This window comes from Acetobacter farinalis (assembly GCF_011516935.1).
Lineage (GTDB): Bacteria > Pseudomonadota > Alphaproteobacteria > Acetobacterales > Acetobacteraceae > Acetobacter > Acetobacter farinalis.
The window spans coordinates 237,614-252,611 of the sequence record NZ_WOTF01000003.1; the positions used below are offsets into that span (position 1 = coordinate 237,614).

Genomic DNA, 14,998 nt, shown 5'->3' on the forward strand with positions numbered 1-14,998 from the left:
GAACCGGATATCAATCTTTTGATGCTTTGCTGAACAGCCGGCTGGCCGCCTCGGCCGACCGCCACCATCATGGTTAAGGAAGACCGACTTTGTCTATCTGCCGGCTTTTCATCATGCGGCCCGTCGGCACAATCCTGATGGCCATGGCCTTTGTTCTGGCGGGCGTTTTTGCCTACCGCGCCATGCCCGTGGCGGATCTGCCCAATATTTCCGTGCCGGTTATCTATGTTGTCGCGACCCAGACCGGCACATCCCCACAGCAGATGGCCAGCGCGCTCACCACACCGCTGGAGCGGCATCTGGGGCAGATTGCCGGGCTGACCAGCATGCGGTCCGACTCAACAGATACCAGCGCGTTTGTCCTGCTGTTTTTTGATAACAGCCGGGACATCAACGGCGCCGCGCGCGATGTTGAGGCCGCCTTGCAGGCCGCCCGGGCGGACATGCCGCACACACTGCTCATGCCCCCGCAATATTACAAGGCCAACCCGTCTGACAGCCCGATCATGCTGGCTGTCATGACCTCCGCCACCCGCACCACCACCGCCTTGCGTGATCTGGCGGAAACACGCCTCAAGCCGGTGCTGGCCGGTGTGAAGGGCGTTGGCTGGGTAGAGATGGTCGGCTCTTCCAAACCCGCCGTGCGCGTGGAAATGAATCCCATGATGCTGTATAAATACGGCATCGGGTTTGAAGACGTGCGGTCCGCACTGGCCTCCGCCAATGCGAACACCCCCAAGGGATTCCTTGATTCCGGCGGTGAACGCCTGACACTGGAAACGAACGATCAGGCCCGTACGGCCGACCAGTATCGGGATCTTGTCATCGGGTACCGCAACGGTCGCCCCGTGCGCCTGACCGACGTGGCTATTGTGCGGGATGGCCCGCAGGATGAACGCAAGGCCGCCTGGTACAATCACCAGTCCGCCATTATCACCGTTATCCGCCCGCAGCCGGGCGCAAATGTTATTGAAGTAACGGACGCCATCCGCGCCCGTGCGAAACTCCTGAGCAATGCGCTGCCAGCGGATGTGCAGTTCAAACTGGCGTCAGACCGCTCTGTCTCCATCCGCGGGGCGCTGGTGGATACGCAATACACCCTGCTGATTTCCGTCCTGCTGGTGGTGCTGGTGGTGCTGGCCTTCCTGCGGAGCTGGCGCTCCACGCTCATCCCCGCCGTGACGGTGCCGATCTCGCTGGCCGGGTCTCTGGCAGTCATGCATCTGATGGGCTTCTCGCTTGATACGCTCTCCCTCATGGCGCTGACCATTGCGACAGGCTTTGTGGTGGATGACGCCATTGTGGTGGTGGAAAACATTGCCCGCCATATGGAAGCCGGGATGGGCCGCATGGAGGCAACACTCCTCGGCTCCCGGGAGATTGCGTTTACCATTCTCTCCATCACCATCTCGCTGATTGCAGTTTTTCTGCCCCTGCTGCTGCTGGGAGGGATTCCGGGCAAGATTTTCTTTGAATTTGCGATGACACTGACCACGGCTGTCACCGTCTCGTTCTTTCTGTCCATCTCGCTCACCCCCATGATGTGCGCCTATATGCTGGAAATCCATCATGAGCCGGGTGAGCGCGCCTCCCCCCGTAAACAGGGCCTGCTGACACGCGCCGCCCATCTGCTGGCAGACGGCACGGACGCGATGCTGGAACGGCTGATGCGCGGCTATGCGCGCTCGCTCAACTGGGCGCTGCGCCACCCCTGGCTGATTTTCCTCTCCCTGCCCGCAAGCTTTTTTGCCACCATCGGCATTCTGATTGTCATGTCCAAGACAGTCCTGCCCGCAGAGGATATCTCCCTGCTGGAAAGCTATCTGAGCGCTGACCAGACCAGTTCCTTCGCGGCCATGTGCGGCAAGACGAAAGAGGTCATCAACGCCATGGTGGCGGACCATGATGTCGAGTCCGTTCTTGCCTTCGCGGGGGAGGACGCCGCCAATGAAGCGCAGGTTTTTGCCCAGCTGACAGACAAGGCCAGCCGCAGCTCCACCCCGGAGCAGATTGCCGCGCGCGTGCGCGAGCGGGTGAAGAACATTCCGGGCCTGACAGCCAGCATTTCCAACGCCGGAGATATCAACGGCGGCGGAGACCGCCAGCACGAGGGCACATACAGCTATGTCTTCCAGAGTGATAACGCTGAAGATATCTACACCTGGGTTCCGCGCATCATAGACATCCTGCGCAAGAGCACGGTGCTTGTCGGGGTCAACAGCCATCTCTCCGGCAATGGCACCGCCATGCATGTGCGCATCCAGCGGGATACGGCTGCCCGATACCTCGTCACCCCCCAACTGATCGGCAATGCGCTGTATGATGCCTACGGGCAGCGCACCGCATCGGCCATTTCCACACCGCTGACCACCTATTACGTGGTGATGGAAGTAGAAAAACAGTTCCGGGATAACCCGGAAATGCTGAAAACCCTCTGGGTTTCCACCGCCGGTGGAACGGCGTCTGGGGCTACGGCGTCCAATACTGTCCGCGTCAAGAAACCCTCGGACACCTCGGAGTCCAAGGCCGCCTCCCTCAGCCAGCTTTCCTTCCGGAACGCCATTGCCAACCGTCTGGCAGGCGGCGGAGCCGGGGCCTCCAACGGGTCAGCCGTTTCCTCCTCATCGGAAACCATGGTGCCCCTGCCCACCGTGGCGCAACTGGAAACCACCCCCACCCCGCTTCAGGTCAGCCATCAAGGCGGGTTTATTGCAGGGTCCATCGCGTTTGACCTCGCTCCCGGCAAATCTCTGGGCGATGCCTCAGCCGAAATCCGGAAGGCCATGTTCACCCTGCATACGCCCCAGAGCCTGCGCGGTGATTTTTCCGGTCAGGCAGGCGACATGCAGAAAGACCTGATTAACGAACTGCTGGTTTTCATCGCGGCTATCGTCACGATGTATGTCACGCTGGGTATTCTGTATGAAAGCTACATCCAGCCGCTGACCATTCTCTCCACCCTGCCCTCCGCCGCGGTGGGTGCCGTGCTGACATTGTGGATCTGCGGAGAACCGTTTTCCCTCATCGCCATGATCAGCGTGATTCTGCTGATTGGCATCGTGAAGAAAAACGCCATCCTGATGATCGACTTCGCCCTGCATGTGGAGCGCGAGCAGGGCCTGCCGCCGGAAGAAGCCATTCGTGCAGCCTGCCTGACGCGCTTCCGCCCTATTCTGATGACCACCCTGGCCGCCGCCTTTGGTGCGGTCCCGCTGGTTTTTGGGCATGGTTATGGGTCCGAGCTGCGCCGCCCGCTTGGCATTGCCGTTATCGGGGGGCTGGCCACCAGCCAGTTGCTCACACTGTATTCCACACCGGTTGTGTATCTGTTCATGCACCGGCTGGGGAACTGGGTGAAGCGGATGGGCGCGGCCCTTGGCCGCAGGCTGCGCCTGATCAGCCGGGATACCTCTTCAGACACCGCCCCCGCCCACACACCCTGAATGGAGGCGGGCTGAGAGCCCAATGGCCATCACGCTCAAAAGTCGCTAAGAAAACGGCGTGTATACCCCTTTGTCATAAGGACGTTTTTTCATCATGACCGATACCACCGTACCTGATCGTCTGTCCGTTAACCCGACCAGCCCCTACTTTAATGAAGCCCTGCTGGAGCGCGGCATTGGCATTCGCTTCAAAGGTGTCGAAAAAACCAATGTAGAAGAATACTGCATCAGCGAAGGCTGGGTGCGCGTGGCCGTAGGCAAAACGGTTGACCGCAACGGAAACCCGCTGACCATGAAGCTGCAGGGCCCGGTGGAAGCCTGGATCAAGGACTAACCTGCGCCATAAACATGCCTCCCCAATAATTAATCAATTTATTAAATTATTGATGCTTGTGATACTGCTCACATCTATCTGATGTGAGACAGTCTCAGGGAGAGCATATATGGCCCAGTCTGAAACCGGAAAAACCCCGGACCTCCGCTTTACAGTTGTCATCGTGGGGGGCGGCGCGGCCGGTATCGCAGTTGCCGCCCGCCTGCGGCAGGCGCGGCCCACGCTGGATATCGCAATCATTGACCCCTCCACCACCCACGCCTACCAGCCCGGCTGGACGCTGGTGGGCGCTGGAGTCATGACGCTGAAAAGCACGCTGCGGCAGGAAGGCGGCCTGATTCCGGACGGCTGCACATGGGTGCGCGCCGCTGTGGCCTCCTTCCAGCCGGAAGAAGACCGTATCACGCTGGCTGATGGCCGGACCGTGGCCTACAACCGTCTGATTGTCTGCCCCGGCCTGCAACTGGACTGGGACAAGATTGAAGGCCTGACCGAAACGCTGGGCCGCAACGGCGTGTGCAGCAACTATTCCAAAGACACGGTGGAGTACACCTGGACCTGCATCCAGTCTCTCTCCGGTGGCAAGGCCCTGTTCACCCAGCCGCCCATGCCGATCAAGTGCGCGGGTGCGCCGCAAAAAATTGCGTATCTCGCCTCTGATTACTGGCGCAAGGAAGGCACGCTGAACCGCACCACTGTGGAATTCTGCCTTGCGGGAGATGCCCTGTTCGGCGTGAGCTATTACCTCCCCGCCCTCCAGAAGGCTGTTGATTATTACGGCATCACGCTCCAGTACAAGCATACGCTGATTGCCGTGAACGGCCCGGAACGCAAGGCAACCTTTGCCGTGAGCGGCCCGGATGGCAAAACGGAAAATATCGTCAAAGATTTTGACATGCTGCATGTCACCCCGCCGCAGAGCGCCCCGGACTTCGTCAAGAAAAGCCCGCTGGCCAATGCTGCTGGCTGGCTGGATGTAGACCCCTCCACCCTGCGGCACGCCCGATATGCCAATGTGTTCGGGCTGGGCGATGTGATTGGCACATCCAACGCCAAGACCATGGCCGCCGCCCGCGCCCAGACGCCGGTTGTCACGGCAAACCTGCTGGCCTCTCTGGATGGCAAACCGCTTTCCAGCATTTATGACGGCTATGGTGCCTGCCCGCTCACTGTGGGCTACGGCAAGATTGTTCTGGCGGAATTCCTGTATGGCGGGAAACCGGCTCCCAGCTTCCCGTATGACCAGCGCAAGCCCAGCCGCTTTGCCTGGTTCCTGAAAACCACCGTCTTCCCACGAGTCTATTGGGACATGATGCTCAAGGGGCGCGACATCAGCGTGCCGCACCACCCGGAATGGATCAAATTCTGAACCCCGGCCTCGTCAAGGCCACAAAAAACCCCACCGAATGGTGGGGTTTTTTTATGCTCTGCGGCCATCAGAAGCTTTCAGGCTTCATCCGTCGGACGTTTGGGCAGAAGAGCGGGTACGAAAACCAGTGTCACCAGCAGTGTGCAGCCCAGTGAGAGCAGCAGCAGCCGCCCCATGCTGGCCGTGCCGGGGTGATGCGACAGGGCCAGAGAGCCGAAGGCCGTGCCCGTTGTCAGCGCGGAAAACAGCACAGCCCGTGCCGTGGGCGATGCCAAGGGGAAGCGCACCCCATCCCGCCAGTTCATGACAAAATAGATGTTGAAGGACACGCCCACACCCAGCAGCAGCGGCAGGGCGATGATATTGGCGAAATTCAGTGTTTCCGGCAGCAGGACCACCAGAATGACAGTCATCAGCGCGGAAAGCATCAGGGGGGAGAGAACCAGCAGCATATCCTTCACCCGGCGGAGTGCCAGGAACAGGATGAGGGCAATCATGATAATGGCTGCCGCTGCGGCCTGCTCAAACGCCCGCACAATGGAGCGCGCACTTTCCACAATATCCACCGCCGAGCCAGCAATCTCCGGCTCGACAGCCTGAAGAGCCGTGACAAACTTCCTCAGCGCCCCACTGTTGGACATGACGCCCTTGGGATGCACTTCAACCAGTGCGCGGCCATCAGGCAGCAGGTAATCATTCGCGATGGAGGGCGGTATGTCTTTCAGCGTGACCGGCGTGGCCTGCAACATGGTGCGAAGCTGGTCCAGCTGGGAAGGCAGGAAGCGCACCAGTGCCTCATTGGCTGCCAGAACCTGCTGGTCCGGTGCGGTGGAAAGTTTGAGCAGAGCGGCCTGAATGCGCCGCAGCGGGTCCTGCGCCGGGAGTTTGTCCAGCACGCTGCCCAGTGCCGCAGCCGTTGCCCCGGCAGACTCCCGCAGGGTCGCCGCATCAGGCGCGGGCTTTGGGTTGGGCACAATCAGGGTTGGCAGCAGGACGGACGCCGCATCCTGAATCAGCGCCAGTTTTTCGTCCTGTTTTGTCGGAACAAAAGAACCGAGCCACAGCACATCATGCACCTGCGGCACGGAGGCAAGCCGGTCCGCCTGCTTCTGCGCGTCATCCAGAGATTTGACGAGAAGCTCCGCACTGTAGGGGGAGGATTGCGGGTTGCTCATCAGCAGATGCAGCGCGCGCATCCCCTCAGAGTTCGGGTTTTTGGTGTGCAGCGGGTCTCCATCAAACTGGAGCTGCGGTACGAGTGCGAGACCTGCCGCCGCCACCAGCCCGAACACCCCCAGCACCAGCGTGCGATGCCGGCGGATCTTCACATCAACCGGCTTCATGAAGCTGTAGCCCATATCCGGGCAGTCGAGCGTGGGGTGGAAGAGTTTCAGCAGTGCGGGCAGCAGGCTGGTGGTGCATACAAACGCAACCAGCATGCCAACCCCGGCAATCAGCCCGAGCTGGGCAACCCCCAGAAAGGCTGTGGGAGTAAAGGCCAGAAAACCTGCTGACGTTGCCAGAGACGCCACCAGAATCTGATGCCCGGTTTCCTCCCCCGTCTCCCGCAGGGCTTCAACAATTCCGGCATCTCCGGATGCGGCGTGCTGGGCCCGGAAGCGGACAGAAAACTGAATGGCAAAGTCCACCGCGATGCCGACAAACAGAATGGCAAACGCCACCGAAATCAGATTGAGCGTGCCCACCGCCACAGCGGCAAAACCCGTTGTCAGCAGCAGGCCGACCACCAGCGTGACAACAATGGGCACCACAACCCGCCATGAACGGACCGCAAGCGTCAGCCACAGGGTGACAAGGGCGAGAGACCCCAGAAGACCACTGACCATCCCCTCCGCCACGGTGGCGAATTCTTCATCATCCAGCTTCACCTGCCCGGTCATGTAAACCTTGGCATGGCCGCTTTTCACAAACTCGAGGGACTTGATGGCCTGCACCATGGCGGCAGACGCCGCGCCACCGGGCTGGAAAGAGCCGTAATCCAGCTTCGGCTTGGTCATAACAAACTGGTAGCGCCCGGCGAGGTCTGACAACTGCCCGCCCAGCAGCTTCTGCCATGAGAGCGGTTGGGGCTGGCCTGCCGCTGCTTTTTCCAGATTATCCGCAAACCCGACCAGAGGCGTCTGGAAGCCCTTCAGGTCAGCCTGCCCCTGCTTGATGCCTTCAGAAATCAGAGACATCGCGCCAAACAGGCCACGCGCGGAGGGGTCCTGCGCCAGAGCGGACAGAAAGGGCTGCGCCGTAATGGTATCGTTCAGCACATCGGAAAGCGGCTGAGGCTCCAGAAACATCAGGCCGTTGCGGATCAGATAGGGGTTGGCATCCGGACGTTCGGCAAAGCTGAAATGTGTATGGTCCGCTGAAAGCGTTTCCGCCAGAGCGCGGGCGGTTTCCTGCCCTTCCTCCGGGATGTCGGCTTCAATCACCGCAACAAGCAGATTTTCCTTCTGCGGGAACAGGCGGCCCATCTCATCCGAACGCTGCTTCCATGGCAGACGGTCGGACAGCATCTTGCTGGTGTCCGTGGTTACGCCAAGGCAGGTCATGCCCGCATAGACAGCTCCGCCGGAGAAAAGCAGAAACAAGGCCACAACCACATAGGCATGACGAGCGCAGAACGTGATGAAGCGACCTATGGGGGCAGAAAACATGGCAGATGATCAGATCCCGAAAATTTCGCGGCACAAGGCCCAGAGCTGCTTTCGTTTGGACCAACCCACCGGCCCGATGCAAGGGAGGATATGCAGATCACGCCTGTTGAGGCCGCGTATCCCACCGATGTTCCAGACATTGCCACACCACCAGAGACGGCACACCCCACGCAATTTCCCGCATGCGTTTGATGAGGGAGAGGGCAATAGCCACAGGCGGGCTGATGCCAAACAGACCGCCAATCAGCAGATACCCGCCTTCTGAAACGCCCAGCGCACCCGGCACGACAAAGCCGACGGATTTCGCCGCCTCCCCCACGCCTTCAATCACAAACCCGACGGAGAGCGGGCAATCATGCCCCATGAAATGCAGGATGAGGCAAACCTCCACGGCCCCAAGCGCCCACGCCACAAACTGGAGCCACAGCGCCAGCACGGCATTCCGCTTCACCTTGTACAGCCCCAGAACAGTCTGGTGCAGGCCACGAATGCCCTCCACACCATTCCAGCCCAGATGCTCCGCTATCCTGACCAGCAGTACTTCCACAAAAGCCACGGCCCCCAGCCACTGGCTGGCGAACAGCCCGAGCCCGACAGCCAGCGCCACCAGCGCGCTTTCCAGCAATTCATCGGTAATGGGAGAACGCTTGACCAGAAACAGCAGCAGGCCCAGCCCCATGAAGGTGAACAGGACCTGACTGAGCAATTCCAGTGTGAGATCACAAATGGTGGCAGCGGCGGCGTGGCGTGTACCCAGACCCCGCCGTGCCAGCAGGCGGCTGGACCAGACCTCTCCCCCCACTTGCGCGACGGGAAGCAGATTGTTTATCCCCTCACGCACACAGCGGAGCAGAACATAATCCCGCCAACTGGGGGTGGGAGACGGGCACTGGCCCGCAATGGTGCGCCAGGCCTGCGCGGAGAGCGCAACCTGCACGGCATGAAAGCATATGGCGGCCAGAATGCCCCAGCCGCCTGTCATGATAAGAGCCACAATTGAGCGGGCGCCGAACTGCATCAGCATCCAGACAGTCAGCCCCAGCCCCAAAAGGCCCGCGATGACAGTAACCCGCTTCATCTTCCCCCCGGCGTTACAGGGCCGCGGGCTCCGGCATGCAGCCCGCGTGATCAGCCCCGATGCATCAGAGCACGTGCCTCAAACCAAATGCATCAGACCCTGATCTGGCGCAGCAAGGCAAGAGACTCTACGCATGCCGCCGCTGCTTCACGGCCTTTATTATGAATGTCATCACCAGAGCGGAGCTCAGCCTGCTCATTCGTATAGGTTGTGAGCACCCCAAACGCGATCGGGGTTTCCGTCGCCAGTGAGGCCTGCATCAGCCCGACCGTGGTGCCGAGGCTGATGAATTCAAAATGCGCGGTATCGCCCTTGATCACGCAGCCAAGGCAGATCACCCCTTCAAACCGCCCCGTTTTTGCCAGTGTCTGCGCCAGAAGCGGCATTTCAAAGGCACCGGGAGCAGCAAAAACATCCCCTTCCGCCACTGTGATGCCGTGCTCACCCAGCCATGCCAGAGCGCCATCCCGCAGGCCGCCTGTCACTTCTTCATTAAAGCGGCTGACAATCAGGGCCAGACGCGGCATGGGCGTGAGGGTGAGGTTCGGGAGGGAGACAGGGTTCCGTGTGCTCATAAAACTATCCTTGAAGAAAACTGTGTGAAATCAGACGGCAACATCAGCGGGGGCATCGCTCACAGAAAAGTGATTGAGCCTGTGCCCCATCCGTTGCCGCTTGGCATGCAGATACGCGCGGTTATGCGGGTTAGCCGGTGTTTCAAGGCCGATTCTCTGCCGGACCTGAAAACCGCGCGCCTCCAGTGCGCGCACCTTATCGGGATTATTGGTCAGCAGATCGAGCTGCCCTACGCCCAGATCGCGCAGAATTCCGGCAGCCGCGGCCCAGTCCCGCGCATCCGTGGCGAAGCCCAGACGGTGGTTGGCATCCACCGTATCCAGCCCGGCATCCTGCAACTCATAAGCACGGATCTTGTTGACCAGACCAATGCCCCGCCCTTCATGCCCGCGCACATAAACCAGAACACCACTCTCGGCCTGCCCGATGGCCTTGAGAGCCGCATGCAACTGCGTCCCGCAGTCACACCGCAAGGACCCCAGCGCATCTCCCGTCACGCATTCCGAGTGCATTCGCACCAGAGGCACAGTGCCCGGCGCGGCAGGATTGCCCTTCACAAGGGCCACATGCTCCACGCCACGGGAATCCCGGAAGGCATGAATCGCCAGATCTTCCCCGCCATAGGCACTGGGCAGCGCCGCCGTTGCGAGATCCGGCATCACCTCTTCCGCCGTGCTCTCCTCCGCTGCCCCCTCTTGCGCAGAATGGGCGGTCTGGGTCTCCCCAAAGGCCAGTGGCGTCAGACCATGCGCGCTGATCCATGTCACCAGTTCCGCAATGGAGATAATCGGCATGGCGTGCTGCCGCGCATAAACCTCCAGCGCCGGGCGGCGGGCCATGGTGCCGTCTTCATTCAGAATTTCACAGATCACCGCAGCAGGGCGCAGGCCCGCCAGCCGCAGCAGGTCAAGAGAGCCTTCAGTATGGCCAATCCGCTCCAGCACGCCGCCAGCCGCCGCCCGCAGCGGGAAAATATGGCCCGGCGTTGCCAGATCAGAAGGCCGGGCGCTTTCAGAGGCCGCGACCTGAATGGTATGGGCGCGGTCTGCCGCGGAAATACCCGTGCTCACCCCTTCGCGCGCTTCAATGGACACGGTGAAGGCCGTGCCATGTCGTGCCGTGTTGTCCCGCACCATCATGGGCAGGCCCAGCTTTTCCACCTGCGCGGGCGGCAGAGGCAGGCACACAAGCCCGCGTGCGTGGGTGATCATGAAATTCATGGCCTCCGGCGTCATGAATTCCGCCGCCATCACAAGGTCTCCCTCGTTTTCGCGGTCTTCATCATCCACCATGATCACCATGCGGCCCGCACGCAGGGCCTCCACAGCGCGACGCAGGGCGTCAGAGGGCTGAGCCACCGGGTGCGCGGCGTTTTTCACCGGTTCTGACATAGAACCTCCACATATTTGGCAATCACATCCACTTCCACATTCACGGCAGCGCCCAGAGCCAGCTTGCCGAGGTTTGTGTGCGTCCATGTGTGCGGGATAATCATCAGCGCGATGCGGAACACGCCGTCTTTTTCCTCGCTGAGTTCGTTCAGGGTGAGGCTGATCCCATCCAGCGTGATGGAGCCTTTCTCCACCATGTAACGGCGCAGGCTGGCAGGCACTTCAAACACCACACGATGCGCCTCACCCGAGGGTGTGCTTTCAACAAAGCGGGCTGTGCCATCCACATGCCCCTGCACAATATGGCCCGAAAGCCGGGTGGCGGGTGTCACGGCGCGTTCCAGATTGACAAAGCTGCCAGCCCCGAGGGCTCCCAGTGTCGTGCGGTCCAGCGTCTCACTGCTGACAAAGAACTGCACACGCCCGCTTTCGGAAGGCGCGGTGGCCGTCAGGCACACTCCGTTGACCGCAATGCTCTCCCCTTCCGCCACATCACGCAGGCCGGTTTCCACCTCCAGCATGACGGAGCGGGCACCGGGTTCCACCTTGAGCACAGGGCCGAGTGATTCAATAATTCCGGAAAACATGGTTACTCCTCAGCGCACCGTGCCCACTCCGGAAAAAGAGCAAGCGGTGTTGTTGGCAGTGCTGTTGCATGACGGGTTGTGACGGAAAAATGGTCGGCCCCACTGGCATCCTGACGAATGGTCAGCCAGTCATCCCACATATCCTGCGCCCGCAGGGCGGCCAGAAGGGTTGGTCCGGCTTCCACCATGGCCCACAGGGCCGGTGTTTCGGCCAGCAGGGCGGGAAGCTCCCGGATATCGGGGCAGAAACGCACATCAAAGCGGTTATTCGCCTGCTCCAGCCAGTGCGGGGAAACATGATCCTGCTGCCCGCACACCACCAGAGTTCTGCGGCGTTCGGCATGATCTTCCACATGCCGCACCGTAAAGGAGGGCGCATCCGCCCGCACCGTGCCGGTGCCGGTGATCACAAGGTCCGTTGCCCGGCGCAGGGCATGAGCGAAGCGCAGTGAGTCCGGTGTTGTAAAGGTTGTCTGTCCGGCCGGGGGTACCATGCTGCCATGCTGGTCCAGCGCCTGTTTGACCGTAATCCACGGTCGCCCCTGCGCCATCCGCATGGCAAACGGGGCTAGAAGTGCCGCACACCGCGCCGCAAGAGCGGCCCCGTTCGGAGCCTGCGCCAGCCAGCGCACGGTTACACCGGCACCTGTCAGGCAGGCCGCACCGCCTCCGGCCACATGCGGGTTCGGGTCCGCGCAGCCGATCCAGACAGTTTTGACGGGTGACTCCAGCAGCGCTTCCGTGCAGGGCCGTGTGCGGCCGGTATGATTGCAGGGTTCAAGCGTGACAACGGCCGTCCTCACGCGGTCAAGCACGCCGGCCTGCCGTGCCTGCTCCAGCGCCAGCCGTTCGGCATGCAGCGCGCCTGCCCGGTGATGAGCGGCAACACCCAGCACCTCTCCAGCTTCGTCCAGCAGGGCGCAGCCCACAGCAGGATTGGGGGCCGTCTGGCCCACAAAACGCCATGCCTCCGCAAGCGCTGCCTGAAAGGCCCGCACGACACAATCCGGCATCACTGCTGAAGGGGCCGGCATCATTTCTGAAAGGGTTTGTGTCACACCCTGTACCCATCTGCCAAAAACAAAACACCAGACAGACTCAGGGCACACGGCAGGTACCACCCCTTGCCTTCCACACATGGGAAGCCAAAGGCCTGCACCGTTCTCTCTCATCCGGACTATAACCGTCGGCTCCGGAATCACACCGGATCTGCTGACCCCGCCGAAGCGGGCGCTCGCGGGCTTGCAACGGAACGCCGTTACTTACCGCCGGTAGGGAGTTTCACCCTGCCCTGAGAACGTCACGGCCGCACAAGAGACGACCGCACTTGTTATGATGGGGTGAATACCACCCGCTTGCAAGAGACAATCCATGCAGAACGGAGCAAAAAACTCCGTGAGGCCGTGGCTTACGGCAGCGGATGCGCTGCGTTCAGTGTGCCGCGCTCCTGAAGAACCATGTTCGGCTGCATCGGTGTTGCACGTGCTTTTTTCACATCGTCCGCCGTAATTTTCGGCGCGGAAGCAGAGCCGCCAAGAGAGGCGACATAGGTGACAACCGCAGCCAGATCCTCATCAGACAGAGAAGAGCCCAGACCGGGCATGAAACCGGTATAGGTGCCGCCAGCAGCCTGAAGGCTGCCCATCATGCCATTGAGCACCACATGCAGCACATAGGTCTTGCCTTCAGGCGTTGCGATAATCTTGTCCACACGCCCCTTGAGCGGCGGAAACTGGCCGGGAATGCCGATTGCGCCACTCTGGTGGCAGACAGCGCAATGAGAGGCATAAAGCTGTGCGCCATCCGCCGCGGAGGCCGAGCCGGAAAAAGCGGACAGACCACCCAGAGCAGTCATCAGAACAAAGGCAGTTTTCTTCATGAAGCATGGTCCTTGATATATCGCGATAGTGAAACGATTATACACAACTCCCCAAGGGTTCAAAATGCCCAGACAGCATCGCAACTGAACCAGAGCATGTTGTTCGTGCCGTTATTCACAACCTGATTGGCAACTGTTCCCCCCTGATTGAACGGATGCGTGCCGTTCAGCGATTTATCCAGACGTATTTCCGGGCGGATGGTCAAGGACCCAAGCCCCAGATGTTTGTTCACGAACTCTGGCCGGTAAGATGCCCCTACAGTCAGCGCCCCATAGGTGGTGGGAAGCGCACCGTAGCGCGGGTAAGGCTGGTTGCTGAGCGCCTTGGTGTAGGACGTAAAGCTGGAATATTCTGTAATGATCCCGCCCGTATTGTCCCGGAAGATTTCGCCACGCGCATTCAGGGTCAGCCAGGGGCGAACGGCCCATGCCAGATAGGTGGTCACACCATAGGCATCATCCCGCGCGAGATCATCATGCAGATACGTGCCGTCCACCGTGACGGTAACGGCGGGGTTCATGTGGTACGCCACCACAATATCCCCGTTATACTGCATCTCCCTGTTCGCTGCCCGCCCGGCCCCTGCGCTGATCCAGCCATCGGGGGATGTGACAGCCCGCCCGTTATTGCCCTGCGGGCCGAAATGCCCAATCGCATGAACATCCACCTTGCCATCCAGAAGATGGTTGAAGGTAAATCCAAAATAGCCTTTTGGTTTATTGTTGTTTCCGGATTGCCCGAAAGTGGTGGAATTGCCCGCGTCCACCCCGACAATCCAGTCCGTATGTTTTGCGAGATGCATGGTGGCCACAATACCCACCGTTTCAAACGGCACGATATAATCAGACGCATAATTGAATGTGTAGAACGGGCGAGCCAGAGCCGGTGTGCCTTCCGCCCCCATAAGCCCGTACATCTGCCCCACCTGCACATCGATCCCGTGCCGGAACAGCCAGGGCAGATGCACATCAAGATGCGCCTGGGTGGGCACCCACTGATACAGGCTATTCAACGAACCGGACCCCATGCCTATGGTCGGGTCAAACCGGGCATCCGAGCCATACATGGCCTCAAACACAAACCCGATCCCGTAGCCGCCCCCCACACTTGTCACAGGATGGGAGAGAGACCCCATGATCTGGTTCAGCGTAACCGTATTGGCGCGGTCTACATAAAACTGTCCGAAATTTCGGGCTGAACGGGTCCAGGGATTTCCGGCAATCCCGGCTTCCACGGTCAGATGCCCTTCCAGCCCATCCCAGTAGGTCAGGGCATGGCCGGGTTTGGGGTGGAACAGGTTTCCGGCATGCAGCTTCTGCATATCCTCATCTTCCAGTGTTCTGGTGACGGCACTGGTGGCTTCTCCCGTTTCCTCCTTGGCAGGCTCGGCCTGCCCGGCAGGTATCTGCCCGCCAGAGACTTGAACGCCAGCGGGCTTTTCCGTGGCAGGAAAATCCCGAGAGGTCTGAAGAAGCGCATGTCCGGCAGCATGCTGCACAGAACCGGGCCTTACCCGTTTTGCTGGAACGGATAGACGCGTACCAGCCCGTGTTCCTGATGGCTCGGCACACACAGCCTCAGCGCCAAGCGTACATCCCATCATCAGCACGGAAGCCAGCGTGACCTGCTTCACTCTGTTCTGTTTTGCCATGCGTTTCAGTCCATTTCAGG

11 protein-coding genes and 1 riboswitch are annotated in these 14,998 nt (G+C 60.5%); of the genes, 3 read left to right on the forward strand and 8 right to left on the reverse strand.

Going from position 1 to position 14,998, the window contains the following annotated elements:
• The first annotated feature begins 89 nt into the window (after positions 1-89).
• From GOB82_RS05965 to GOB82_RS05975, 3 genes are all read left to right on the forward strand, one after another.
• A complete protein-coding gene (locus GOB82_RS05965; protein ID WP_242007217.1) occupies positions 90-3,443 on the forward strand; it encodes an efflux RND transporter permease subunit in 3,354 nt (1,117 codons plus the stop codon).
• 94 nt (positions 3,444-3,537) lie between these two features.
• Complete coding sequence (locus GOB82_RS05970) at positions 3,538-3,777, forward strand: DUF3297 family protein (RefSeq protein WP_166120992.1); 240 nt, start codon at positions 3,538-3,540, stop codon at positions 3,775-3,777.
• 109 nt (positions 3,778-3,886) lie between these two features.
• Positions 3,887-5,146: an NAD(P)/FAD-dependent oxidoreductase gene (locus GOB82_RS05975; RefSeq protein WP_166120996.1), complete on the forward strand. Its 1,260-nt coding sequence runs from the start codon at positions 3,887-3,889 to the stop codon at positions 5,144-5,146.
• 77 nt (positions 5,147-5,223) lie between these two features.
• On the opposite strand, the gene GOB82_RS05980 is transcribed toward GOB82_RS05975, so the two are convergent.
• From GOB82_RS05980 to GOB82_RS06015, 8 genes are all read right to left on the reverse strand, one after another.
• The gene (locus GOB82_RS05980) at positions 5,224-7,815 is read right to left on the reverse strand and encodes an MMPL family transporter (protein ID WP_166120999.1); all 2,592 of its coding nucleotides are present in this window, start codon (positions 7,813-7,815) and stop codon (positions 5,224-5,226) included.
• A 97-nt stretch (positions 7,816-7,912) separates the two neighbouring features.
• Positions 7,913-8,893, reverse strand: a complete 981-nt coding sequence (locus GOB82_RS05985) for a lysylphosphatidylglycerol synthase domain-containing protein (protein WP_166121002.1) — start codon at positions 8,891-8,893, stop codon at positions 7,913-7,915.
• 92 nt (positions 8,894-8,985) lie between these two features.
• Positions 8,986-9,468, reverse strand: coding sequence for a 6,7-dimethyl-8-ribityllumazine synthase (ribH, locus tag GOB82_RS05990; protein WP_166121004.1), 483 nt, complete (start codon positions 9,466-9,468; stop codon positions 8,986-8,988).
• A gap of 30 nt (positions 9,469-9,498) precedes the next feature.
• Positions 9,499-10,860, reverse strand: a complete 1,362-nt coding sequence (gene ribB, locus GOB82_RS05995; protein ID WP_166121007.1) for a 3,4-dihydroxy-2-butanone-4-phosphate synthase — start codon at positions 10,858-10,860, stop codon at positions 9,499-9,501.
• Positions 10,845-11,447, reverse strand: a complete 603-nt coding sequence (locus tag GOB82_RS06000; RefSeq protein ID WP_166121009.1) for a riboflavin synthase — start codon at positions 11,445-11,447, stop codon at positions 10,845-10,847. Before GOB82_RS06000 ends, ribB begins: the two co-directional genes overlap by 16 nt.
• Positions 11,448-11,449: 2 nt before the next feature.
• Entirely contained in the window at positions 11,450-12,460 is a 1,011-nt protein-coding gene (gene ribD, locus GOB82_RS06005) for a bifunctional diaminohydroxyphosphoribosylaminopyrimidine deaminase/5-amino-6-(5-phosphoribosylamino)uracil reductase RibD (protein WP_166121112.1), read from the reverse strand.
• Between the two features lie 143 nt (positions 12,461-12,603).
• Positions 12,604-12,750, reverse strand: a riboswitch (FMN riboswitch).
• A 105-nt stretch (positions 12,751-12,855) separates the two neighbouring features.
• Positions 12,856-13,326 carry a c-type cytochrome gene (locus GOB82_RS06010; RefSeq protein WP_166121012.1) on the reverse strand — a complete coding sequence of 157 codons (471 nt, stop codon included), beginning with the start codon at positions 13,324-13,326 and terminating at the stop codon, positions 12,856-12,858.
• 59 nt (positions 13,327-13,385) lie between these two features.
• Positions 13,386-14,978 (reverse strand): outer membrane beta-barrel protein, encoded by a 1,593-nt coding sequence (locus tag GOB82_RS06015; RefSeq protein ID WP_242007218.1) that lies wholly within the window; start codon positions 14,976-14,978, stop codon positions 13,386-13,388.
• Positions 14,979-14,998 lie beyond the last annotated feature (20 nt).

Bases quoted from the DNA above. Each gene is read 5' to 3' on its own strand.
- GOB82_RS05970 (WP_166120992.1), top strand. From the start codon at position 3,538: ATGACCGATACCACCGTACCTGATCGTCTGTCCGTTAACCCGACCAGC.
- GOB82_RS05975 (WP_166120996.1), top strand. From the start codon at position 3,887: ATGGCCCAGTCTGAAACCGGAAAAACCCCGGACCTCCGCTTTACAGTT.
- GOB82_RS05980 (WP_166120999.1), bottom strand. From the start codon at position 7,815: ATGTTTTCTGCCCCCATAGGTCGCTTCATCACGTTCTGCGCTCGTCAT.
- GOB82_RS05985 (WP_166121002.1), bottom strand. From the start codon at position 8,893: ATGAAGCGGGTTACTGTCATCGCGGGCCTTTTGGGGCTGGGGCTGACT.
- ribH (WP_166121004.1), bottom strand. From the start codon at position 9,468: ATGAGCACACGGAACCCTGTCTCCCTCCCGAACCTCACCCTCACGCCC.
- ribB (WP_166121007.1), bottom strand. From the start codon at position 10,860: ATGTCAGAACCGGTGAAAAACGCCGCGCACCCGGTGGCTCAGCCCTCT.
- GOB82_RS06000 (WP_166121009.1), bottom strand. From the start codon at position 11,447: ATGTTTTCCGGAATTATTGAATCACTCGGCCCTGTGCTCAAGGTGGAA.
- ribD (WP_166121112.1), bottom strand. From the start codon at position 12,460: ATGCCGGATTGTGTCGTGCGGGCCTTTCAGGCAGCGCTTGCGGAGGCA.
- GOB82_RS06010 (WP_166121012.1), bottom strand. From the start codon at position 13,326: ATGAAGAAAACTGCCTTTGTTCTGATGACTGCTCTGGGTGGTCTGTCC.
- GOB82_RS06015 (WP_242007218.1), bottom strand. From the start codon at position 14,978: ATGGCAAAACAGAACAGAGTGAAGCAGGTCACGCTGGCTTCCGTGCTG.